Raw genomic sequence first — 24,145 nt, forward strand, 5'->3', positions numbered from 1 at the left:
GTAACCCCCATAAAAAATAGAAAACGTACAACAAAGGCTCCATATGCCCTAAGGGGCACACGAAGCCCTATTTCGTTGCACACCGAGGAACGACCTGTTCCTTTTAAAGAAACTGGCAGCTCCTTAAAATCCATGAGACAAAGCTATGCCTAATATTCTGATTTTTCAAAATTATATATTCCCTCATTCATGTATATATGTAATAATATATGACTGATAGCGTACATCTTAATTTTATGCGTATACACATAAATTATATGTAATGAATATGGAGTATATTTTAGAGAATATAATTTAACTATATTTATTACATAACGATTCTTAATGCAGCAAAACATTTCACTATACGAGTTGTTTTGCGTGTGAACTCTGTAATTTTACCATAACAAAAAAATAAGAATATGATAACATCGGTTAGACTTATGCTAAATAAGAGCAGGAGATTGAATAATGGCAGTTACCCTTTAGTGTTCCAAGTGATACATGAGAGGAGGAAGAAGTTGATGTATACGGGTTTCCGGATCAAAGAAGAATCATTTGATGAATCGGAAGAGAAGATTATTGATGGCGTAGATTCTACATTTACCACTGCAGACGTTGCCAGGATGAATCGTGAACTACGGAAAATAAAGAATAGGATCCGCACACAAATACGCTACCTTGAGCGATCAACTGAATCTTTTACAGTGGAAGATGTATTGGCGCAGTACATTCGTAAAAAAGTCAGACAACAATTTTATCTGCTGCGATATATTGATACACAAATTGACCGGAAAAAGACATTGAAAAAGGAGGGGACGGCTGCGGCATATAGAAGCACACGCTTATCCTTGGCCAAATTTCTGAATGGGTCAGATGTTCGTATGTCAGCAATTGACTTACGTTTTATCCGGCAATATGAAGATTTTCTGTATAACAGCGGGGTTACAGGAAATACTGTGAGCTATTACTTGCGCAATTTGCGGACACTTTATAATCAGGCTGTTACAGATGGCTATCATCCTCATGGAGAATATCCTTTTGCAAAAGCACAAACCCGTTCCGCCAAAACGGTGAAACGTGCTTTGACTCGGAAAGATCTTCAAGCTCTGGCAAACCTGGGATTAGAAGAGATGCCGGAGCTGAAGTTTGCCCGTGATTTGTATTTGTTTAGCTTCTATGCCCAAGGAATGGCTTTTGTCGATATTGTACTATTGAAGAAATCAGATATTTGCAATGGAGTGCTGACCTATTCTCGTCACAAGTCAAAGCAATTAATTCGTATTACCGTGACACCTCAAATGCAGGAATTAATGGACAAATATGAAACTGAGGGAGAATATGTGTTTCCGATTATTAGCGAAAAATCTCTTTCAGAATATAAGCAGTATCGCCTATCCTTGGGGCGTATTAATCGATATCTGAAGAAAATTGCTGTCATGATTGACATCGCAGTGCCTTTGACCACATATACCGCCCGCCATACTTGGGCCACTCTTGCGCGTGACTATGGTGCACCGGTTTCTGTGATTAGTGCTGGTCTGGGGCATACTTCAGAAGAAATGACACGTATTTATTTGAAGGAATTCGATGTGTCACAGCTTGATAAAGTAAATAGTCTGGTGACTAATTTGTCTTGATGGAGTAAATTTTTGTATTATAATTCATTGAAAAAAATAGCAGGTATTAATAATTTATATATATTTGCAGTATTGTAATCTATTCCGCAATAGAGATTATAAATAATAACTTCCTATTATTCTAATGAATTTCACGCTGCAAAGTAAACTTATTTTTTTATAATATGATTTATCATAAAGTCCAATAAATTGTCCATTTTGTACAAACTGGAATAATACTTGTCAATCAGTGCTATAATCAGTTTGACAGCGCTTTATTAATTGACTTGGAGTGCAACCGAAATGCTGTTTGCAATAACGGCTAAAATAAACTTGTGAGTCAAATCCAAGTTCTTCAATGATATCTTTTATACAGATACCCGGTTTGGTCATCTTTTCCAAAATAAGTTGGTTCTTTTGTTTCAGCATCCATTGTTTGGCTGTCATTCCAAATACTTCATTGAATCTTGCAAAAAAACAGCTTCTTCCCAAATTGGATAATGAAATAAGTTGTTCGATGTTACTCACTTTGGTATAGTTGTGCATGACAAAATCTTTAAAATCAATTCTTTTTCCAATAATGGGATAAAACAGCATTGCGATTTCTTCTTTCTCATAAAATCCGCGTAGCAGGAAAAATAATTCCCGTTGCATCAGGTCATGCAGGTGCGAGCAGTTCATGCTATTTCGGATGCAGTAGGTAAGTATTTCCAAAAAGGGAGTTAACGGATAACGTATCTTAATAGGTTCGAATTTGTACTCTTTCTCTTTGCAAATTTCTGATAATGATTGCAATACTAGTTTGTCACAACTGCTTTCAGGTACATCGAAAAACATGGAAAGTAAATTTCCTCCTTTTTTGGCAACTCCCTTAAATGATGAAGAACGCGGAATCAGTATCATGTCTCCTGCCTGAAAAGTCCTGTTGTGAAATTGGTTGTAGCTTACTGTAAAATCACCTTTGAGAAAGAATAACAGATAGTTCTTACTTGTATCATCCTCTCCCAGCTCTGTGTCTTCAGTAAACTCAATAAACTTGAATCCGGTTTCGATAGTAGTCATATAGTTCTGACATGACATGTGTTCTTCGATGTATAGCAACTTGTTTTCCATAAGCTTCGTTTTTATATATAGAATTATTTTAGTTGTTTGTTTTATTACAAGTTTCTTTGTTTCATAATTGTTTCAGTATGTCTTTTCTTAATAACTTGTTCATCAGATTTTTATTTTGCAATATTCTAATTTTATTCATAATCTAATAATACTGAAACAAATATTTGTTCTATTTTATATTTAACATATTGATAATAAATTATTTATATGAATAAATTTTGTTTTAATCTCTATTGCGGAATAGAGATTAAAAAACGAACAATAATAAATAATGAGATAGTATGAAGAAATATGTATGTTTTATCGGGCTATTAGGAGCATTACTTTGCAACACCGCTACCTCTTATGCTCAAAAGATTGCTGTAAAGAGCAATTTACTTTACGACGCTACCACTACAATGAATCTAGGTCTTGAAATCGGTTTGGCAAAGAAATGGTCACTTGACTTGTCAGGCAATTATAATCCGTGGAAGTTTAATGATGAGATACGTATGCGTCATTGGGGTGTACAGCCGGAATTACGCTATTGGCTCTGTGAAAGGTTCAACGGTCATTTCATTGGGTTGCATGGACATTATGCCAAATATAACGTAGGGGGAATTTCCTTTTTAAGCGACAATATGAAGCAAAGTCGTTACCAAGGTCATCTATGGGGTGGTGGAATTTCCTATGGATACCAGTTGTTGTTAGGCAACCGCTGGAGCATGGAAGCTGTAATAGGAGTGGGGTACGCACGGTTAGAACACTCTAAATATCCTTGTACCACCTGTGGGACAGTACAGAAAAGTGAGAAGAAAAACTATCTCGGCCCTACAAAGGCAGCGATTAATATAATATACATTATAAAATAGGCGAACGATGAAAAGAATCTGTTTATATATGACTGTAGGACTACTGGGAATGACGTCCGGTCATGCCCAAGAGATAAGTATCAAAAATACTACTGCTCGGAAAATAAGTGATGACAAAGTGGAAGTAGCTTTCAATATCGACTGTAATACGTTGAAATTTTCTTCGAGACAACAGTTAACAATTACTCCCGTAATCATAAGTAAATCGGAGAATGACAGCCTTTTTCTTCCGTCCGTTAGCATTGCAGGTAGAAATCGCTACCGTATAAATAAACGACAGGAGAAACTTTATGGCAAGACTAAAGGACAGAAAACAACCTGCTATAAAAAGAAGTATGACACTGTGGTTGAATATAATGAAACAGCTCCTGCACAGGAGTGGATGTCAGGTGCGCGTGTTGAGATACTTCGTGAATTGCAGGGATGTGCCGAATGTGGTGAAGTCTTGGGCAACAGCCCTATTGCTGGTATTCCTTTATTTAAAGAAATTGTAGAACGCCCAGACTTAGAAATCAGAATACCAGAAGCAGCGGAAAAACGTCGTTCTTTTACCCGCACTGCCACCCTGAATTTTAAAGTGAACCAGTTTGTACTGTTGGCGGACTATATGAATAACCCGGTAGAATTGTCTAAAATATATTCATCCATTGACTCTATCCGGGAGGATGTAAACTACCGTATTGACAAGATCGGAATTGTTGGCTATTCCTCTCCGGAAGGTAACTATGCGGCTAATGCCCGCCTTTCAGAACAACGTGCGAAAGCACTGGAAAGAAATCTGGAACAGGCTTATAAACTAGATAAAGGTATAATCGTATCCAGTTCAGTACCTGAAAACTGGGAAGGATTAAGCACCTGGCTGCGGAAATATCGTCCTTCTTATATGCAGAAAGTCCTTGATATCATAGAGCAAACTCCTGTACCGGATGAACGTGATGCAAAAATAAAGACTATTGACGGTGGGAAAATTTACAATGCCTTGTTGAAGGAAGTATACCCTCAATTACGATTGGTGGAATATACGGTCAGTTATACAGTTGTGCCCTTTTCGGTAGAGCAAGGGCGAGAGATTATCCATACATGTCCCGATAAAATGAATCACTATGAAATGTTTCAGGTGGCAGACAGCTATGGCAAAGGCTCGGATGAATACAATAAAATCATTCGGATGATTGCAGACCGTTTCCCTGACGACAGGATAGCCAATAATAATGCCGCCATTGTAGCATGGGAAATGGAAAATTATGACGCAATGAATGTATACCTGAAAAGATTGAATGAGGAAAGATAAATTCATTTTAGTATAAACATGAGTATTAATTAAATTTTAGTTTATGAAATTGGACAAAATTTTCGTAACGCTGTTTGTCGGACTGGCGATGACAGCATGTAGTAATGATGAAGAAATGATAACAGGTGGCAATCAGCTTCCTGTTGATGGAAAGGCGGCTTATATGTCTTTGTCTCTGGCAATGCCTAAAAGTTCGGGAACACGTGCTCCGGGAGAGAATCATGGAACAGCAAACGAACAAAAGGTGAATGAGTTATATCTTGTATTGTTTGATGCATCGGATATATGCTTGGAAACAAAAATTTTGAGTGCAACTGATTATATTTTGAATGTGGGTGGTGCTGATGTTACAGGATATAATGGTAAGGCTTTCAAAGTACCTTCTGCTACAGCCAAAGTACTGGCTGTTGTCAATCCGAGTGACAAGTTTAAGGCTGCTTGTGCAGTTTCTGCCTCTTGGTCAGTAATCAATAGTGTTGTAGAACAGACTGTTAAGGAGGTGATTGGAGCGGCTAAAGACAACTTCATGATGATTAATGCCGGTAATAATGTAAGTCCGGCAGATGGTGCCCTGGTCGCAGCTAATGTGAAAGTGGTTGATGGAACGACCTATGTTGACGCTACTGCCGCAATAGCAGCTGCCGAAGGAGACCGTTCGGTGATTCACGTAGACCGTGTAGTTGCCAAAGTTTCTTTGGGAGTGAACGCAAGCGGTGTTACAGTTCCCGCAGGAGTGACCTGTACGTTCGGCAACTGGGCATTGAATGTCACAAACAAGAGCATGTTCCCTTATTCAGAAATCATTATGCCTGCCGGTGGTTCTTCCGGAGCAGATTACAGAATAGACCTGAACTATGCGTTGGCGGGATTCAATGTATTACAATTCAATTATTTGGAAATTGCCGCAGACGGCAGTTTGCCAACCGATTTTTCTGCTATGACAGACAGTAAATATTGTCTTGAAAACACAATGGAGGCCAATGCGCAGACTCAAGCTCAAACTACTGCTGCCGTAGTGAGTGCAGTATATACTCCAAACTCTTTTACTATTGGTGAAAGCTGGTTCCGCCTTTTGGGTGTCACTTATAAAACTTTGGCTGATTTACAGACCGTATATACTGCTGCAAAAAGCGCAACAACACCGGATGCTGCACAACAACAGGTTCTTGATCTTTGCGATCAGTTCTACGCCCGTATGTCAGCTGCCGCTACTGCACAAAGCAAGACTATTGGAGCTGATTTTGCAGCTATCACTATTGCTGAACTGGATGCTATCACCAATGGAGGTGAATATTCGAAACCGGCTGCAGGTGAAACTGTGGGAGTTGAATATTTCCAAAAAGGAGTTTGCTATTATAATATCCTGATTCGCCACGATGATGCAATCACTGCAACAATGGCACATGGCAAATATGGTGTTGTACGTAACAACTGGTACACTTTGACTATCAACAGCGTGAAACAGCCGGGTACCGCTTGGGTTCCTGATAAGACCGATCCTACTGATCCTGAAAATCCGGGCGAAGATAACGATGACGAAGAAGCATATCTTTCTGTGAATATTACTATTAATCCATGGACAACATGGAGTCAGGGAGTAGACCTTTGATATATAACAGTGGGCTAGCATAATATTAAAACTAAACCTTTGTGAGGAAGGCGCCGCTGGGCGTAAGTTTCCGGTAGTGTGCCTTCCTAACTTTTTTCTTATTTCCATTCAAATTGAAGCTGGCGGAAGCTTATTCCGTGAATCCTGAAAGGATATGCTGACAAGCTTCGACTTGTCCACCAAAACAGATTATTCAGAGAAAAACACCCGTTGTTTTTCCATACTATATATAAAATTAGAAAAAGAAATAGAATCATTTATTATGGGACAGAACATTAAAACTAAGAGTATCATCCGGCGGATGAGCTTAGGGAGTTGCCTACTATTATTATTAGTACATTTCTCCTGTGAATCTATCCATGAAACGCTTCCCGAATGTCGGTTGTATATTGACTTCAGGTATGACTACAACATGGATTTCACCGATGCTTTTGCTGCACAAGTGAATCGTGTCGATGTATTTATTTTTGATAAGGAAGGCACATTTATCATGAAAAAAAGTGAACAGGGGGAAAGACTGGGTACGGGTACTTACAAGATGCCGATTGAACTTCCCGTCGGAGAATATCAGGTCGCAGCATGGGCGGGTATAAGTGATGCTTTTGAAATGCCGGAATTATATGCCGGACAATCAAAGCTAAATGACTTGACTGTGAAAATGAAGCGAGAAGGGACATTGATACATAACACTGAATTGGAGCCGCTTTGGTATGGTGAAGTAAAGACAGTACACTTTACAGGAGAGCAAGAACAGACAGAAACTATCCGATTGGTTAAGGATACAAATAAGTTCCGTTTTATCCTGCAAAAGTCAGGTCCGGGTGAGGAGTTGGATATAAACGACTGCCTGTTTGAAATCCGTGCGGACAATAGTAGACTTTCCTGGAACAATAGCCTGCTGGAAGATGATATAATCAGTTTTCAACCCTATCATTTGGAGAAAGTGGAAAATGTAGGGATCGTTGTTGAAATGAACACGATGCGTCTGCTCGAAAATAAGAAAGTCTATCTGATGCTTACACGCAGATCGGATGGAAAAGAACTGATGAAAGTCGATCTGATTCCTTATTTGCTGCTGACCAAGATGGAAGGCCATCATATCCCTGCACAGGAATATTTAGATCGCCAAAGTGAATATGCTATTGTTTTTTTCTATAATCCTGAATTACTGAATTTTCTGGCTGATAAAATTGTGATAAATGGCTGGACTATTTGGTTAAAAGGTGAAGACCTTTAAATAATATAATAACGATGATAAAAGGGATGAAAAATAGATGTAATAATTGGTGGATATGCCTTTTACTGCTTTGCATTTCCTGTACGGAAAACGAAGTAGGGCAGGATGTATCGGTAAATCCCGGAGAAGTACGGATGACAATGAATATCAGTACACGTGCGACAAATGACCCTGAAGTGTTGAATGTGAATGAGACACGTATCAGCCGCATACGTGTGTATGTCTTTGATGGCACGACACTGGATAAGATGTATTACTGGACGCTGACGGCAACCAATGGAACTTACACAACTCCTGTTTTCACAGTAAAAGCCGCTATCGGAAAAAGCTTATATGCAGTAGTAAATGAACCGACTGATATGAATACTCGTGCCATACTGGAGTCTGTGGACCATCCGAATGATTTGATAGATGTGCAGTATCAGATGGCAGACTACCTGACTACCAAGACTAATGTGCCGGAATACACAAAAGATTATTGCCTGCCGATGTATGGAGAACTGAATGGTATAGATGCGGCGGAAGGAACGACGCAGACGATAAATATGAAAGTAGACCGTGCCGTAGCGCGAGTAGATGTGTACATGCGGAAAGAAGCGGGAAATAGCGGAGAAATTCTCACTCCAAATGTGCTGGTAGTGACAGGAGTGTCTAAAACCGGATATATTGCTCCTGCAAAAGTGGGTAATTATGCGTCTTCTACCATCAATATAATAACTCGGAAAACGGTTAAAAATATCCCGGAAGAAACTTCGGCTGAAGATAAGGGAATGTTGGTATATTCGTTCTATCTCCCTGAAATGGAATGTAAAGATCGGAAACTGAATCTGGGATTTGATGATTATGAAACGATTGATTTGGGAGGGGATTCGGATAATTCTGGTGGAGCGATATTGGAAAAATTGGAACGTAATCATGTATATCAATTATTGTGTCGCTTTACAGCGAAAACGTCGACTTTGGATGTGAATTTAACAGTATGTCCATGGATAGCATTAGAACCTAATATTGATGAAATATATGGGAATATACATATTACTAATTGCTTTATTGTACCTCCTGGTGGGAGAGTTCATATTCCTACGGATGGAGTTTATAAAGCATGGGCACAACTTGATGAATTCGAACATACACCTATACCGGACGGAGAAGTAATGGCAGAGGTTCTTTGGCAAGATGAAATAGGAGTGATGACTGATCATAGTATAAAAGTGATGAATGCATCGTTGCGTGATAAGGCTTCTGTCATAGTCGAAACAGGTGAGAAAGCGGGTAATGCAGTGATAGTAATGAAGGTAAATGGAGAAATTTATTGGAGTTGGCATATTTGGTGTACTGATTATAATCCGAATCTAAAGAATGGTCAACAAGAGCTTAACGGTTATGTATGGATGGATCGTAATATAGGTGCGACATATAATTCTTATAATGAAGAGGGAGGAATCAGGTCTAAAGGTTTTCTTTATCAGTGGGGACGGAAAGATTTGTTTCCTCCTGCTAAAGGATGGGAAAAAACAGAAGCCGATGAGGAATTATATGGGATTACTGGTGAACTAAAATTATTTAGTAGAACTCCGGTAACAGTGCTTAATAATATTTCAAATTCAGTGCATAATCCTATGACTTTTTATACATCATCTGACCCATGGTATACAGTAAATGAAAAACTGGCAGATTATGCACTGCGTTATTTATGGAATACAAAGTTAGGAAAGAAAACATTATTTGATCCATGTCCTGCAGGATGGAGGGTACCTGCGCCTAAAGATGTGGAGGATTCTCCTTGGCCTCCTACTGATTGTGTCGTCTTTTATAAAGAAATTAAAGGGTCTGGATTCAATGCAAGTGATGTTTATTATCCTGCTGCAGGATATAGATTAAACTCTACAGGCGACATGATGATGGATATAAATTCAGATATGCCGTATAGCTATTGGGGAAGATATTGGTCTGGAAATCTTAGACGATCATTTACTATGACTTTAACTTTTGCAGTTGGATGGGGAGAAGGACCAGGGTATGTAGGAGAATTGCATGGGGTATATGCTAAATTGGAGAGAGCATCTGCTGTCTCTGTACGTTGCGTGAAAGAATAACGACTTAGAGATTATAATTATGATAAGTAATATGATGAATGTGCTTACAGCTCTTTTTGTAACATTCTTACTATTCTCGTGTGTTGAGGAAAAGAATAGTTGTGATGATGGTAGGACAAATAACGTACCTGATGGGAAAGAACGACTGGAAATTCGCTTAATCGTGCCTGTTGGCAATATAATGACAACTCGTGGAGTAGAAAATGCATTATTGGAAGAAAACAGAATTGATAAACTGTTCATGGACATAATGGATGGGGAGAACGTTGTGACATCTTGCTCTACAGAAGATGGAAGGTTAATACTATCATCTGTATCTGATAGCATTTATATAGCCTCTGCAATGTTTGATATCGGAATTCTAAAAACAGGATATACTGTATGTATACGTGCTAATGATGATTTCCCTAAAGTCATATCGGAACAACCCGTTACTCCACTTTATATGTCCGGATTTGGATTTATAGAAAAAAATACAGAACGGAATTTTAGCACTTCTCTACACCTGCTTCGGGGAGTAGCTAAATTACGAACTGCGGTTCGGAAAACTGCATTAAGTGTACCACAGCAGGAATTAAAGATAGGTGATGTGAAAGTGCAGGTAATTCATGCAGTTGATAAAATTCGCAAGTATGCTCCATTCAATTCACATGATTCGGATGAATATATTTATGAAAGTAGCCCTAGCTCTTATTTTAGTTATTTTGATTATCCAGAAATAAGTCTTACTGATATCCTCTTAAAAGATAGAGTAGAACTTGACGGTGAAATGGTTACATTCTATTCCCAATATATTTATGAAAATTATTTGGAAGTCAGTAGAGACTATGAACTGGATAAAAATGTGACACTTCTAAAACTCACAATCCCTGTAACAGATGGAGTGACCAGTCGCATCTTTGAGCGTGCAATACGTGTTGATAATGGTGATTATCGAATAAAACGTAATCATATTTATTCGATAGATGTGCAGGTACTAAGTATTGATGAAGTGAAAATCTACACAGATATGCTTGATTGGACTGATGTTGACGTCACAGGAGATATTGTAGGTACTGATTTTGATGTGAACAGAAAAGAAATATCTTTAGTGCACGGTATTGCGGATCCTATTAAATTGATTCAGGTTTATTGTAATACTCCTGGACGTTTTCAAATAAAAGTACTTCAATCGAATCAGATAGATTTAATATCTACAAATGATTTACAACTTTATTGTGATGGAATATCTGCTGACCATAGAGTAATGGAAAATAATGGAATATATGATGTATCTACCGCCCAAACGATAAATTTCTATTGTACGACAGGTAATGTTCCAGCAAATATTAATGGAGGATTTATAGAAATAACAGCCGATAATGTGCGGAAAGAACTTATTCCTGTCAGTTCATTAATCAATTTTACGGCGTTGGATACAGAGGGAACGGCCAATTGCTATATAGGCGATAAAGGAGCCGGTTCTTATTCATTTATAGCTACAGTGATGGGAAATGGAGTGAATGGTATAATAGATGAGGGAGAGTTTGAAGATGCACAAGGCAATAAACTCACAAAATCGATTGGTGCCGGTATTCATCCTTTGTCAGCCAAACTATTGTGGCAGGATACAGATGAATTGGTAGAACAAGTCGGATTGGATACTTCTTCAAACAGGGTTTTGATAAAGATGGGGAGAAGTCGCGGAAATGCATTGATTGCTGTTTATGATAATATAGATCCTAATGCAGAAAGTGCGAAAGTGCTTTGGAGCTGGCATCTCTGGTGTACTTCTGCACCGAAAGTAATAGAGTATTCGGCTTCCCGATGTACTGGCAACGAATATAAAGTAATGGATCGTAATATTGGAGCTACGACTTCCACTCCCAATTTAGGAACTACACAAGGACTTACTTATCAATGGGGACGTAAAGATCCGTACTCCGGTTCTTTATCTTATGATGGCAAACGAACGGTATTATATGATATAAGAAGTGTGACCTCTGACATGAAATATTCACTAAATGAACCCGTCACAGTCGGACAAGCGATCAATACTCCACATATTTGTCATATGAGCAGCTACGATGGACGTTCCTGGTGCAAAGGAAATAATATTAAGTATTTATGGGGGAATCCGGAAGGATCGAGAGATCTTTTTCCACAATTAACATCTAAAACGATTTATGATCCTTGTCCCATAGGGTATAAAGTTGCTCCGGGAGATGTCTTTCAGGTTTTAGCTAAGAAAGATTTTGCGTGGGAATCAACAGATATAGAGTCTCATTTCTATATTAAGGACAGGAGTTCTTGTGGTACCACCTTTTATTGTGATGGTATAGGAAAAGATGAGACAAAGGTGATTTTTCTGCCCGAAGCTTATATTCCTAGTTGGGCAGCTGGAGATTTACGTTCATCGGGAAGATATTGGTCTTCTTCGCTTTTTGGTACAGATTTGGCTTTTGCATTCACTTTTTATTGGCAAGGCAGTTATATGGTACCCAATAGTTTTGGCGTTGCAAATGTAGGGTCTATACGTTGTGTTAAGGAATAAATACATTAATAATTTTCAAAATTTTAATGACATGAAAAAGTGGCAAATATCACTATTCTCTCCTATAAGAGGCTCGATAATCTTCGGCATTTTAGGCATTTTAATGTTGGGTAGTTGTAGTGATGATAATAAAATAGAAACACTGAATACCTTCCGGGCAAATGAGATTCAATTAGCCATACCGGATGCAGAGTTGGTGCAAGTGCGTAGTGTGGCTTCGGAAAAGGAATGTATGATAAACAGTTTACAGGTTTTTATCTACAATGACACTTATATATCTGCTCCGATATATTACCAAGAAGGAAAAAGTGGACAGCTATCTTTTCTGTTCGGAAATGGTACAGCATCTCCGACTATAACATTGAAGGACTATATTCCCCAAAATGGAGATCGTGTCTATGTACTTTGTAATATGACCGACCGTAATTTAATTTCCGATAAGGGGGATTATCTTCTGAATGAAACAACAAGTGAAGAACAACTCAAAAATTACAGTAGCCAAGAACTGATGAAAGGATTTTCTAGCTCACAAAAGGAAGAACAATCAATCCCAATGTATGGTTGGATAGAATGGAACGAGACGGCTACTTCAAATGTATGTTTGTTAACTCGTTGTTTAGCGAAAATTACTGTAAATGCAAATTGGGAGCAATTGTTTCCTGATAAAAAGGTTTATTGGGAATGGAAAAATCTAAATTATTCAGATTTTGTATTGGATAGCGACTATCAAGGAGATATTTATAAAGGGAACATCAACGAGAATGGCATATCAGAAAAGCATGACTTGTTATCAGCTACAACACCCTTGGATGAGTCTAAAGGATTGGTGACTAGTTATTATCCTTTGGAATACAAGCATTCTACGTATGCTTTAGGAAAGGAAGTGGATAAGAATAGATTCTATAGAGATCGGGCAATGCTACTGTTGACAGTACAGAATCTAGATGAATCGGGTAAGGAATATTATCGTTTGGACTTTTGGGATAAGAACACGGGAGCATATTGGGATATATTACGCAATCATTCCTATCTTTTCAATATTACGAAATTGAAAAGTAAAGGATATACTACAGTGTTGGAAGCCGTTCAGAACCCGGGAAGTAATATTGAATATACAATAACGGTTTCTGATAATTGGTCGCAAGGGTTTGCTTCGAATGGGCAATATTTATTGAAAACAGATAGAGAAAGTATCGAATTATTAAAAGGAATAAGAGATCCTGTAGTAATGGTGAAAATGGAATTACAGACTGATGAAGCAGGTAATGTGAATTTTGATAATGTAACAACACGCAGAGTTCGTGCTTTAGAGATGGATAAAAAGACACTTTTCCCTTACTACTTGATGCAAATGTATTATAGTACTGATAACAAAACTCTGATACCTATCAAAAAGACAACGGAAAGTGGTCTTCCGGATAGTGATGTGGAGCTTCCTGCTAATAGTGATAAATACTGGATATACGCTTGTGTAAGCAATACAAATCTTAAATTTCAAGGATATTTAGAGATCACTATCGGTAATATGACTAAATATATTCCTATTAAAGCTATAGAACATTCGGAGGCAAATCCAATTGACGAGAGTGGACCGGCAAATAGTTTTATCACTCCGATTACTTATGGTATTTATTCATTTGATGCTACAGTAATAGGAAATGGAGTGGATGGGATTGTGGCTGAAACAAAAAATAAGCCAATAGGGAGTAATCAGCTAGGTAAAGATGTTGAAATATATCATTTTAAGAATTCATGGGGAGAGGATATTTCTGTTTCCAAAAATGTAATGATTAGTCCTAAATCATCTAAGTTAATCTGGCAAGATAAAGAAAGTCTAATATCGCAAGTTACATTTAATTCAGAAACTAATAAGGTTGAGTTTTTGAGTAAAGGAGCAGGAAATGGAGTTATTGCTGTTTATGACAATTATGATCCAAATGCGGCAGATGCTAATGTACTTTGGAGTTGGCATATTTGGTGTACAGAACAACCTGATATTATCGAATTAGGGTTACCAACTAATGGCGAAGTTTATAGTGGAATTAATTATAGGATAATGGATCGGGATTTGGGAGCAACTACTTGTATCCCAGACGAATTAACAACACGTGGCTTAGGATACCAATGGGGACGTAAAGACCCTTTTATTGGTTCGTCTTCCTTTGAGGGTACAGAAAATGCCCCAATATACAATGTGCGTGGAACTGATTTAGATTTTGAAGAGATAGACAAAAATGAAAAAATAGGAACGATTGAATATGCAATAAAGCATCCTAATGTTTTCATTTTAAGTGATGGTTCCAATAGTCCATATGATTGGTTATATTATTCTTTAGGCAATAACATACTAGTGGGAAATCAATATTTATGGGGAAATAATCCTTATTCATTGTATAAAATGGTCAATATAGAAACAATGAAAACGCTCTATGACCCATGTCCAGCTGGATTTAAAGTACCTCCAGCAGATGTTTATGGAGCATTTTTGAAGAAAAAGATAATGGGAAATCTCATATCAACTGATCATTATTATGGAATGATGGACAACGAGAAATTTTATACTCCATCATTTACCAAACATGGAGCTTATTTTTATTATGGTGGAGAAAATAGTATGCGAAAGGTATACTTTACTCCTACTCCTATTCGTGATGGCAGACCTGATTTCACGGGATTTCTTACAAATGATTTTTATATGGGGCATCTTGCCGCTACTGGTCTTTATAATGATGGAGGCGGATCTAATTCTGTAGTTACATTTGGCTTTTCTATATCTGATTTTAGTGTTGGCTGTGGTTGGGGTGGGGGCGATAATTATTGGATAGATCGTGTTGCAGCAGCTTCCATCCGTTGTGTTCGTGATGAATAAACATTTTGATAAATATAAAATATATAAACTTATGAACAAATCAGAATTAATCAAAGAAGTTGCTCTCAAAAGTAAATTAAGTATTCGAGAAGCTACTGATGCAGTGGATGCAATGATGGAAACAATTGCGGAAACAATGCAAAAAGGAGAGAACGTAACTTTAGTGGGTTTTGGAAGTTTCGTTGTATTGGAACGGAAAGCACGAAATGGACATAATCCGTCGACTGGTGGGAAGATGGTAATTCCGGCTAAGCGACAAGCCAAGTTTCGTCCGGGAAGTAAAATGAAGTTAGAATAAAACATTAAGTTGAATATAAAAATTGAAGTATGAAAAAGAAATTTATTGCAGTAGCATTGATACTGTCATCAGTTTGTGCAATGGCACAACAAAAGGAAAATCGTAACGAAAGCGGACAGAGGTTTCGTGGTCCATATGAAACGAACAGTTTTTGGAGCAACTGGTATATTGGTGTAGGCGGTGGAATCAATGTTTACGAAGGTGAATATGATAACAAAACATCAGTCGGAAATCGTATTGCTCCTGCACTGGACGTTTCATTGGGTAAGTGGATAACACCTTCATATGGTATCCGATTACAATATGCGGGTTTGAAAGCCAAAGGACTGACGGGTGAAAGCGGAATGTATGCCAAAGGTATGCATCGTGGTTATTACAAAGAAGAATTCAATGTATCGAACCTTCATGCGGACTTTATGTGGAACTGGTCTAACGGCTTCATCGGTTTCAATGAGAAGCGTGTGTGGAATGTTATCCCTTATGTCGGTTTCGGTTGGGCGCGTTCATGGGGAAATAGTACCCATGATAATGAGATTGCTGCTAATATCGGTATTCTGAATACTTTTCGCTTGGGTAAGCGTGTTGATCTGACATTGGAAGGCCGCCAAATGATTGTCAAAGAATGTTTTGATGGTACAATGGGCGGTAGTAAAGGAGAAGGTATGAGTTCCGTCACACTGGGACTGAACGTGAAACTGGGAAAAACTCGATTTGAACGTGTGAAGAAAGTTGCCCCGGCTGATTATTCCTCTTATAATGAACGTATCAATGCACTTCGTGCTAAGAATCACGCATTGAATACGGAAGCTCAACGTCTGGCAGCAGAGTTGGAAGCTGCGAAGAATCGCAAGCTGGAAGTGGTCAGCGAATCGAAGGTTTCCGCTTCTCCAGTAGCGCTGTTCTTTAAGATTGGTAAAGCTACTTTGGATCAGAAAGAACTAACAAATTTGGATTTCTATGTGAAGAATGCTATTAATGCGGACAAAAATAAGATCTTCACTTTGGTCGGCTCTGCTGATAAAGCTACGGGTAGCAAGGATGTGAACCAACATTTGAGTGAACAGCGTATGGAATATGTGTACAATCTATTAGTCAACAAATATGGAATTACCCCAAAACGTCTTGTGAAAAAAGCGGAAGGTGACACGAACAACCGTTTCAGCGAACCTGAATTGAACCGGGTTGTAATCGTGGAATAATAGTTTTATTTCATTTCAAGGTTATTTTAGGCAACGTTGCGGGGCTGCCTGTTTTTCCTCCTACGTTGGAGCTGAAGTTACTTTGTCGTTACAAGGTGAACGTAAGCCGGTAGTAGCAGGTAGCCCTTTGCAAGGTTGTTATTTGAAAAGAAAAAATATGATTTTATATAATAGTTTGTTTGCGAAGGTTTTCCGGAGTAAGAAGAAGCATTATTTCATGATTTTCGGTTGCTGTTTCACTCGGTACAAGTATTTGGAGGTGTGGGAGGATATGGAACTTCGGATTCACGAACGGCAGTATCTTGAGTGTTTCTTATTGGCATTAGTACCTGCAATAATACTTTCACTATTACTTTCATGGTGGTTTATGTTACTGGCATTATTCAATTATCACTTGCTTTATTGGGGTGAGAGATGGTTCGGGCATCATTCCACATTTGATTGGGAGGCATTGGAACATTGTGGTGATACACTTTACTTGAGAAAACGGAAATCTTGTGCTTGGAAGAAGTGGTATGGAAAGAAAACGTTACCACCTTCGGAATGGGATGATGATTAAAAAATTAGTAGAGAATCTTAGAGAGATTGGAATTCAAAAAAAATAATTTTTAATGAAAACAAAATTTATAGCTGAAATGGTAGGCACTATGGTGCTTGTTTTGATGGGATGTGGTGCAGCTGTGTTGAATGGTGGTGCGACTTCTGTTTCCGCAGTATTGGCCATTGCCTTTGCCTTTGGATTATCGGTTGTTGCGATGGCATATACAATAGGTCCTATATCGGGTTGTCACATAAATCCGGCTATTACTATCGGTGTTTGGTTGAACGGTGGATTGTCGGTAATGGAAGCTGCAGTATATATATGCGCACAGGTATTGGGCGGAATATTAGGTTCTGCTTTGCTATGGATTATCAGTGATGCAATGGGTATTACGGGTACAGGAGCTAATGGATTTGAAGAACCGTATCTGTTGTCAGCCTTCGTTGCTGAAGTTGTATTTACTTTTATCTTTATATTGACAGTACTTGGTTCGACAGATCGTGGCAACAAAAATCCCCCTTTTGCAGGATTAGCTATCGGATTTACTTTAGTATTAGTACATATTGTATGTATTCCTATCACAGGCACATCTGTAAATCCTGCCCGCAGCATTGGTCCGGCATTATTCGCCGGTATGGAAGCTATCAGTCAGTTATGGCTGTTTATTGTGGCTCCGGTTATAGGTGCTGTAATAGCTGTTCCTGTTTGGAGAGCAATAAAAGGAGGTTGATTATTTCATTTCGTGGTTTTGTGAGAATAGAATAAGATATAGGTCCCCATATACATATAAATGAATTTAGTGTCTGACTTATATCCTAAATGTCGCTGTGAAGCGCCTTATTTCCCAAAGAATCCATTTCCCCTTACCATTTTATGTGTAGTAGCGAAAAATGGCCTTGATGGATTCATCTGCCTGTGAAGGTAGACTATTGTTTGTTTTGTTTGTGTGGTGCATCTTCTTTCCAGTGGGGGAGAAGGTGCACTTTTTTTATATTTCAGAAAGGACAGATGGTTATTCGTCAATCTTGCGGATTATTTCATTATTCAGTTCTTCATCAGTTCCCGTCAGTTGACGTACCAGTCTATAAACTGTAGTGCAAGGGTTGTGCATCGCATATCTTTCATCTGTATACTCATCATGTTTTGTCTCTGCCCAGCGTATAGCGTTATCCTGCGAACCAAAAGTGGTGACTATATCAAAACTGCTTTTGTCATTTTTAGCATATTGGTAAGGCGTTTTCTTTTTATATAAAGGAGATGCGTTGACAGCTTTGGTAATGGCGGCGGCATATTTATCTCTTGTCATTCCTGTAATTCGGTTATGAAAATGATACAAATACCATAATTCGAAAGCTTCGTTACTCCAGGCACATTCTATATGATTCTGGTTAGCTTTAGCAATTGCTGTGTTAAAGTTCTTGGCAGGAAAGCCATCTTTATCAAATACAGCCCAAACTCTGTCATAAGGAATATTGGCTTTGTCTCGTAAACTAATGGCTTTATCAACTACACCAACTGTATTCATACGTCCGCCATCTAAAGTAAGTTCATAAACGACATTACCTTTTCTATACCGGTCAAAGGAACGGAAGTAGTTGGGTTCGGTCTTTTCTCCTTCACAAACGATTAGTATACGACAAATGACCGTTCTTGCTTTTCGTTTGTTCTTTTTATACTCATGCCGCTTTTGTAAAGCATTGTCTATCTTAATTACTCGTGCCATTATTTCTTATGGTTCTAATCGTTCATAATAAATGGAATTGCCCCGTATCTTCCATTGATATAATTTTTCTCATAGTTCGTGTCATTACGGGGCTTGGAACCATCAGGCAAAATAATGTCCATCATTGAATATAGGTCTGTTTGCTCCAAAGTGTCTTTCTCTGTGAACCATATCTGATCTCTACGCAACAAACGTGCAGAAAGCAAGTGAGTGTCATGCGTGGAGAATATCAATTGAGCATTCTTTGGGTTCGTCTCCGCATTATTAAATAGCTTGATAATGTATTGGGAAATAAGAGGGTGCATTTTTGCATCCAATTCATCGACAACTAAAATAGAACCTTTCAGTAAAGTGTCAAAGATGGGACCGGATAACTCTACTAACTTTAATGTTCCTGCCGATTCCTGGTTTTCGAGGTTGAATACCTCTTCACCAATCACTTGCCCTTTATCATTATATTTGTTGTGAACTGTACTAAGTTTTATGTTTTTTTCAGGAACCATGCTTTTTCCCGATATAAAAATAACTCCAGTTGTGCTTTCTTCTTCTGAAAGTAAATCTTGAAAGCCCAATTGTAGAGTTTTGAAAAAGGCTAGAGCTTCTTGATAGCCCTCTTTCTTTTCATGAAACATTTGTTTTGAAAGTGTTTTGTAACCTATACTCTGCAAACCGGAAATTATTCTGTACCCATTATTAAACCAATTAATGATTTTTTTAGAAATAGTTCCTCCTAATTGTGCACACAAAGAAAGGAATAGCCGATTTTCATTTGTTTTAGATTCATATCCTATGCCCTCGGAAAAGTCTTTTTCTGAAACGCCAATACCTTCTTCTGTACGGATAAATAGAGTCTTTTCTTTTTTTGTTCCTACCTTGGAAAACAGCCATTCGCCAACAATAGAAGTATAGGTATAATCAAATCCATATCTGTATCGAATTCCGTCCATCAAAAAGAGTATTTCATAATGAGTCGGTTCGTATGTGTCGTCTGAAGTCTCTGATAGAAGAAACGGATCATACGGAAGCATTTCGTTATCGTTTAGTCGCACAGAGTTGATAACGCAATTTCTCATATTATCCAACGCGCTTATCAAATTGGATTTTCCGCTGGAGTTGGGACCATAAACAGCGGCAGTTTTTACAATTTTGTATCCATCCAACGAAACAACATTAGTTTTAGGTTCTTCCACAATATTCTGCGCTTCGAGCGAGAAAGTACATTCTTTATGGAATGAGCGATAGTTTTTAACTGTAAATTCAAGTAACATGGTTATCTGTTTTTTTAGCTATGCAACAATGAATATATGAGCCTAAATCTCAATATAGACTGCAAATATAGTATAAAACAGATGAAAAATGCAATTTGTTGAGCAAAAAGCTCAAATATTATCTATTCATGATCTACTATGAAATAATAGATACCCTTTGGAGGCCAAGTTATTCTTCTCTCCCTGTTTGGCATTCTTGTCGCCTTTTTCTGGTTTTTATTTATCTTCTTGTCGTTTTTTGTATTTTCTAAACTGTCTGTGAGTCTGTAATACGTCCTTGAAGAGCTTGTGAGTATTATAAATTTGTGTCGTTTCACTTTTCTGGAGAATACCGCACTTTTGCATCGTTAACGTTAGCGAAGTAATAATTAAACAGTATTCATTTAAAAAAAGAAAAGTATTATGGCAATTAGATTTAAAAGGGTTCAACGTCTGTGTGATCCAACAAACAAAGAGGCAGGAAAGAAAGTGTATCCGGTAATTTCTTATCAATACGATACGAGTGCTACACTGGATGAGTTTGCGAAAGAAATATCTTCTGCTTCCGGTGTAAGTGAAGGTGAAACCATTAGTGTATTGAAGGATTTTCGTACACTTCTGCGTAAGACATTACTTTCTGGACGTTCGGTAAATATCGCAGGACTGGGGTATTTCTATTTGGCTGCTCAAAGCAAAGGAACAGAAAAGGCAGAAGACTTTACTGTATCTGACATCAGCGGCCTGCGGGTTTGTTTTCGTGCTAATTCGGATATCCGTCTCTTTACGGGAACTTCGACGCGTTCGGATGGATTGAAGTTTAAGGATTTGGATCATATCAACGACTCAAATATCATTGATGGTGGGGCAGGTGAAGGAGAGGAAGCACCGAATCCTGACGGTGGTTCGGGAGATAATGGTGAAGCACCTGATCCGGCAGCTTGATAAGCGGGAAATGAAAATTAGCGACTTTGTATGGAATGGGGCTTCGGCCTCATTCTTTCTTTAAACTACATAAATAGATCAATATGCAAATAACTACAATCCTTGCTTTCATTACTGCTATGGGCGGTTTGGAAGCGGTGAAATGGATGGTGAGATATATCACTTGCCGGAAAACGGATGCACGGAAAGAAGAGGCAGACGTGAGTAGTCTGGAAGAAGAAAATCGTCGTAAAAAAGTGGATTGGCTGGAAGATCGCCTGACACAGCGGGACGAGAAAATAGACGGGCTTTACATCGAGCTTCGCAAGGAGCAGGAAGAGAAGATCGACTGGATACATAAATGCCATGAGGTGGAGTTGGCACAGAAAGAGTCGGAGGTGAAAAAGTGTGATATCAGAGGGTGTGTGAAACGCATTCCTCCTTCGGAATATTAATGAGGTTAGTTGATAAAAATAAAATGTTATGAGAAAGATAGATTCTATTATAGTACATTGTTCGGCTACAAAAGCTGGACAGGATTTTACCGCCGCAGATATTGACCGTTGGCACCGGGAACGTGGGTTCAACGGTATCGGTTACCATTATGTTATCCGCCTGGATGGAAAACTGGAGAAAGGAAGGGAGATTGATTTGGCAGGAGCGCATTGCAAAGGTTGGAATGAGCGAAGTGTCGGGATCTGTTATATCGGGGGATTGGATGAGAACGGACATCCGGCAGATACCCGGACAAATGCGCAAAAACGGGTGCTTTATCAAGTAATAATGGATTTGCAACGGGAATATACTATTCTTCAGGTATTGGGACACCGGGATACTTCGCCGGATTTGAATGGAGACGGGGTGATCGAACCTTATGAATATGTGAAAGTGTGTCCTTGTTTTGATATGAGAGAGTTTATGAAGAGTGGGAGGGAGTTGCTGTTTGCTTTATTATTGGGTCTCGTTCTTCCGGGGGTGCTTTCGGGATGCAGGACTAAGAAGGAAGTTATCAGTAGGAGCAGTGAGGTGCAGATGGATTCAAGTTCTTCCGGGCATTCTTCCCATGTGGCTTCGTATGATGTTAATCAGGAAAGGAAGATGCTGGAACGGATGGAGGAGTCTACCGAACAAATATTGGTAGTATTGGGGAAAGATACTGCGACAGGGGATTTCTCTTCCACCTGTTTTATTTCAGGTAGCAGAAAGACGGTGAATAAGGTTTTTGAAAAGAAAGAGAGGATAGATGAGAAAGAAGATACTCAAATATCATCCTTTATCGACACGAATCGTCATAAAGTGGTTGGTGAGGAGGAAGAGAATAGCTTATATTATAGGAAAAATATAAGTTGGATGCTAATAATTAGTATATCGGCATTGATGTTACTTTACTTTATTTATAAAAAGAGGAGAATTCTTTTTTGAGGATTTGCATAGAAATATATAGAATAATACTATCTTTGTAGAGGTATATCGGGCTTAATGGAGTGATTGTTCAATAATATTCATATTCATATCGGGATATACAATGAGAATGAGGGCGAAATTTTTAATTGTGATAATTGATTGTGTAGCCCTAAATGTGTGAATAACGTAAAAGTGGTAGCTTTTGAGTTTGAATTTTGCATATATCGAAACAGGCTATTTAAAATATTTGCTATTAGTCTTGTTTGTAAACAGATATTGTTCTCTTAGACATGAATACAATTTGCCATATTCGTGATTATGCGGACTTTTGCAGAAGGTAACTAACAAACAATATTAGGGATTAATGATTATATATAATAGTCGATTAGCAAAATGGCTTCTCGATAAAAAGAAACATTCTTTTATGATTTTTGGGTGCTACTTTACCCGTTATAAGCAATTAGAATTTTGGGAGGAAATGGAAAACCGGATTCATGTAAGGCAATACACGGAATGCTTTTTGCCTACACTTGTGCCGGCAGTAGGAGTATCGTTGTAAAAGAAAGCTGCCATCGTCAAGATGGGCTGACTAAGATAAAGATCCCTCGTGGATCGGCTGCCTGTGAAGGTCGCTCTATTGTTTGTTTTGTTTGTGTTTTGGTGCACCTTTATTCTGTTGAAGAATAAGGTGCACTCTTTTTATGGTTATATAATAGATTAAATATATCTTTGAAGAAAAAAGAAGATGGGTGAAAAAGCTTCAATGTGGAATCTCTGGCACGGCTGTCACAAATTGAGTGAGGGCTGCCGCCATTGTTATGTATATCGGACGGATGGTAAATATGGAAAAGACAGTTCGGTGGTGACAAAGACGGAGAAGTTTGATTTACCTTTGCTTCGAAAAAAGAATGGTACGTATAAGATACCTTCGGGAAATCTGGTATATACTTGTTTTACTTCGGATTTTCTGATAGAAGATGCCGACGAATGGCGTGCCGAAGCATGGGAGATGATGCGGATACGGCAGGACTTGCATTTCCTTTTTATCACCAAACGAATCGATCGATTACAACAGTGTCTGCCTCCGGATTGGGGTGATGGGTATGAGAACGTAACAATCTGCTGCACAATGGAGAATCAGGATAGGGTGGATTATCGTCTGCCTATTTATAAAGAAAGTCCTATTAAACATAAAATCATTATCTGCGAGCCGCTTCTTAGCCGGATTGATTTCAGAGGCGAGTTGGGAGATTGGGTGGAACAGGTGGTTGCCGGAGGGGAGTCGGGGAAGGAAGCCCGGATGTGTGACTATGAGTGGGTGCTGGATATCCGGCAGCAATGTATAGATGCGAATGTCGGCTTTTGGTTCAAGCAGACTGGGAGTTATTTACTGAAAGAGGGACATGAATACAAGATTGCCCGACAGTTTCAACATTCGCAGGCGAGGAAGGCAGGATTGAATTATATGCCTGATAAACAAGAAATAAAAGGTTAGTTTAGATATTTTTTACTGAAAGCGAGGGTTGCTTGGCAATCTTCGCTTTTTGTTTTATTGAGTACAAAATACGGATAATCACGTCTTTTTATAAAGATATTGTGTAAATTTTAAATTATC

At 38.4% G+C, this 24,145-nt stretch carries 19 protein-coding genes; 16 read left to right on the forward strand and 3 right to left on the reverse strand.

What is annotated here, in order from left to right:
* Nucleotides 1–401: 401 nt before the first annotated feature.
* On the forward strand, nt 402–1,619 hold the full coding sequence (locus I2I13_RS19930; RefSeq protein ID WP_195650306.1) for a site-specific integrase: 1,218 nt from the start codon (nt 402–404) through the stop codon (nt 1,617–1,619).
* A 222-nt stretch (nt 1,620–1,841) separates the two neighbouring features.
* Here the strand turns inward: I2I13_RS19930 and I2I13_RS19935 are convergent, their stop codons facing one another.
* Nucleotides 1,842–2,726, reverse strand: a complete 885-nt coding sequence (locus I2I13_RS19935; protein ID WP_148366763.1) for an AraC family transcriptional regulator — start codon at nt 2,724–2,726, stop codon at nt 1,842–1,844.
* Between the two features lie 266 nt (nt 2,727–2,992).
* Between I2I13_RS19935 and I2I13_RS19940 the strand changes: the two genes are divergently transcribed.
* The 11 genes from I2I13_RS19940 (at nt 2,993) to I2I13_RS19990 (ending at nt 17,965) form a co-directional block, all read left to right on the forward strand.
* Nucleotides 2,993–3,562 carry a DUF3575 domain-containing protein gene (locus I2I13_RS19940; RefSeq protein WP_148366762.1) on the forward strand — a complete coding sequence of 190 codons (570 nt, stop codon included), beginning with the start codon at nt 2,993–2,995 and terminating at the stop codon, nt 3,560–3,562.
* Between the two features lie 7 nt (nt 3,563–3,569).
* On the forward strand, nt 3,570–4,853 hold the full coding sequence (locus I2I13_RS19945) for a DUF3868 domain-containing protein (RefSeq protein WP_148366761.1): 1,284 nt from the start codon (nt 3,570–3,572) through the stop codon (nt 4,851–4,853).
* Between the two features lie 43 nt (nt 4,854–4,896).
* The gene (locus I2I13_RS19950) at nt 4,897–6,462 is read left to right on the forward strand and encodes an Mfa1 family fimbria major subunit (protein WP_195650307.1); all 1,566 of its coding nucleotides are present in this window, start codon (nt 4,897–4,899) and stop codon (nt 6,460–6,462) included.
* Between the two features lie 262 nt (nt 6,463–6,724).
* The gene (locus I2I13_RS19955; RefSeq protein WP_148366759.1) at nt 6,725–7,699 is read left to right on the forward strand and encodes a FimB/Mfa2 family fimbrial subunit; all 975 of its coding nucleotides are present in this window, start codon (nt 6,725–6,727) and stop codon (nt 7,697–7,699) included.
* Between the two features lie 26 nt (nt 7,700–7,725).
* Nucleotides 7,726–9,795 carry a hypothetical protein gene (locus tag I2I13_RS19960; RefSeq protein WP_148366758.1) on the forward strand — a complete coding sequence of 690 codons (2,070 nt, stop codon included), beginning with the start codon at nt 7,726–7,728 and terminating at the stop codon, nt 9,793–9,795.
* 19 nt (nt 9,796–9,814) lie between these two features.
* On the forward strand, nt 9,815–12,328 hold the full coding sequence (locus tag I2I13_RS19965; protein ID WP_148366757.1) for a hypothetical protein: 2,514 nt from the start codon (nt 9,815–9,817) through the stop codon (nt 12,326–12,328).
* A 31-nt stretch (nt 12,329–12,359) separates the two neighbouring features.
* A complete protein-coding gene (locus I2I13_RS19970; RefSeq protein WP_148366756.1) occupies nt 12,360–15,197 on the forward strand; it encodes a hypothetical protein in 2,838 nt (945 codons plus the stop codon).
* A gap of 31 nt (nt 15,198–15,228) precedes the next feature.
* Nucleotides 15,229–15,495, forward strand: coding sequence for an HU family DNA-binding protein (locus I2I13_RS19975; RefSeq protein WP_148366755.1), 267 nt, complete (start codon nt 15,229–15,231; stop codon nt 15,493–15,495).
* Between the two features lie 29 nt (nt 15,496–15,524).
* Nucleotides 15,525–16,694 (forward strand): OmpA family protein, encoded by a 1,170-nt coding sequence (locus I2I13_RS19980; RefSeq protein WP_148366754.1) that lies wholly within the window; start codon nt 15,525–15,527, stop codon nt 16,692–16,694.
* A 157-nt stretch (nt 16,695–16,851) separates the two neighbouring features.
* Nucleotides 16,852–17,253 carry a hypothetical protein gene (locus I2I13_RS19985; RefSeq protein WP_148366753.1) on the forward strand — a complete coding sequence of 134 codons (402 nt, stop codon included), beginning with the start codon at nt 16,852–16,854 and terminating at the stop codon, nt 17,251–17,253.
* A gap of 52 nt (nt 17,254–17,305) precedes the next feature.
* Complete coding sequence (locus tag I2I13_RS19990; protein WP_148366752.1) at nt 17,306–17,965, forward strand: MIP family channel protein; 660 nt, start codon at nt 17,306–17,308, stop codon at nt 17,963–17,965.
* Nucleotides 17,966–18,247: 282 nt separating this feature from the next.
* Here the strand turns inward: I2I13_RS19990 and I2I13_RS19995 are convergent, their stop codons facing one another.
* Both I2I13_RS19995 and I2I13_RS20000 read right to left on the reverse strand, forming a co-directional pair.
* On the reverse strand, nt 18,248–18,958 hold the full coding sequence (locus I2I13_RS19995) for an RloB family protein (protein WP_148366751.1): 711 nt from the start codon (nt 18,956–18,958) through the stop codon (nt 18,248–18,250).
* A 14-nt stretch (nt 18,959–18,972) separates the two neighbouring features.
* A complete protein-coding gene (locus tag I2I13_RS20000; protein ID WP_308167078.1) occupies nt 18,973–20,148 on the reverse strand; it encodes an ATP-binding protein in 1,176 nt (391 codons plus the stop codon).
* 480 nt (nt 20,149–20,628) lie between these two features.
* Between I2I13_RS20000 and I2I13_RS20005 the strand changes: the two genes are divergently transcribed.
* From I2I13_RS20005 to I2I13_RS20020, 4 genes are all read left to right on the forward strand, one after another.
* Entirely contained in the window at nt 20,629–21,147 is a 519-nt protein-coding gene (locus I2I13_RS20005; protein ID WP_195650308.1) for an HU family DNA-binding protein, read from the forward strand.
* 83 nt (nt 21,148–21,230) lie between these two features.
* Nucleotides 21,231–21,581 carry a hypothetical protein gene (locus tag I2I13_RS20010; RefSeq protein WP_195650309.1) on the forward strand — a complete coding sequence of 117 codons (351 nt, stop codon included), beginning with the start codon at nt 21,231–21,233 and terminating at the stop codon, nt 21,579–21,581.
* A gap of 28 nt (nt 21,582–21,609) precedes the next feature.
* Nucleotides 21,610–22,548 (forward strand): N-acetylmuramoyl-L-alanine amidase, encoded by a 939-nt coding sequence (locus tag I2I13_RS20015; protein WP_195650310.1) that lies wholly within the window; start codon nt 21,610–21,612, stop codon nt 22,546–22,548.
* Nucleotides 22,549–23,275: 727 nt separating this feature from the next.
* Nucleotides 23,276–24,025, forward strand: coding sequence for a DUF5131 family protein (locus tag I2I13_RS20020; protein WP_148366746.1), 750 nt, complete (start codon nt 23,276–23,278; stop codon nt 24,023–24,025).
* Nucleotides 24,026–24,145 lie beyond the last annotated feature (120 nt).

The organism is Bacteroides sp. D55t1_190419_B8 (assembly GCF_015558905.1).
Lineage (GTDB): Bacteria > Bacteroidota > Bacteroidia > Bacteroidales > Bacteroidaceae > Bacteroides > Bacteroides vicugnae.

What these genes read in the sequence shown, in the direction of transcription:
- I2I13_RS19945 (WP_148366761.1), top strand. Translation starts at nt 3,570, where the DNA reads ATGAAAAGAATCTGTTTATATATGACTGTAGGACTACTGGGAATGACG.
- I2I13_RS19955 (WP_148366759.1), top strand. Translation starts at nt 6,725, where the DNA reads ATGGGACAGAACATTAAAACTAAGAGTATCATCCGGCGGATGAGCTTA.
- I2I13_RS19940 (WP_148366762.1), top strand. Translation starts at nt 2,993, where the DNA reads ATGAAGAAATATGTATGTTTTATCGGGCTATTAGGAGCATTACTTTGC.
- I2I13_RS19965 (WP_148366757.1), top strand. Translation starts at nt 9,815, where the DNA reads ATGATAAGTAATATGATGAATGTGCTTACAGCTCTTTTTGTAACATTC.
- I2I13_RS19975 (WP_148366755.1), top strand. Translation starts at nt 15,229, where the DNA reads ATGAACAAATCAGAATTAATCAAAGAAGTTGCTCTCAAAAGTAAATTA.
- I2I13_RS20020 (WP_148366746.1), top strand. Translation starts at nt 23,276, where the DNA reads ATGGGTGAAAAAGCTTCAATGTGGAATCTCTGGCACGGCTGTCACAAA.
- I2I13_RS20010 (WP_195650309.1), top strand. Translation starts at nt 21,231, where the DNA reads ATGCAAATAACTACAATCCTTGCTTTCATTACTGCTATGGGCGGTTTG.
- I2I13_RS19985 (WP_148366753.1), top strand. Translation starts at nt 16,852, where the DNA reads ATGATTTTATATAATAGTTTGTTTGCGAAGGTTTTCCGGAGTAAGAAG.
- I2I13_RS19960 (WP_148366758.1), top strand. Translation starts at nt 7,726, where the DNA reads ATGAAAAATAGATGTAATAATTGGTGGATATGCCTTTTACTGCTTTGC.
- I2I13_RS19930 (WP_195650306.1), top strand. Translation starts at nt 402, where the DNA reads ATGATAACATCGGTTAGACTTATGCTAAATAAGAGCAGGAGATTGAAT.
- I2I13_RS20005 (WP_195650308.1), top strand. Translation starts at nt 20,629, where the DNA reads ATGGCAATTAGATTTAAAAGGGTTCAACGTCTGTGTGATCCAACAAAC.
- I2I13_RS19995 (WP_148366751.1), bottom strand. Translation starts at nt 18,958, where the DNA reads ATGGCACGAGTAATTAAGATAGACAATGCTTTACAAAAGCGGCATGAG.
- I2I13_RS19950 (WP_195650307.1), top strand. Translation starts at nt 4,897, where the DNA reads ATGAAATTGGACAAAATTTTCGTAACGCTGTTTGTCGGACTGGCGATG.
- I2I13_RS19980 (WP_148366754.1), top strand. Translation starts at nt 15,525, where the DNA reads ATGAAAAAGAAATTTATTGCAGTAGCATTGATACTGTCATCAGTTTGT.
- I2I13_RS19970 (WP_148366756.1), top strand. Translation starts at nt 12,360, where the DNA reads ATGAAAAAGTGGCAAATATCACTATTCTCTCCTATAAGAGGCTCGATA.
- I2I13_RS19990 (WP_148366752.1), top strand. Translation starts at nt 17,306, where the DNA reads ATGAAAACAAAATTTATAGCTGAAATGGTAGGCACTATGGTGCTTGTT.
- I2I13_RS20015 (WP_195650310.1), top strand. Translation starts at nt 21,610, where the DNA reads ATGAGAAAGATAGATTCTATTATAGTACATTGTTCGGCTACAAAAGCT.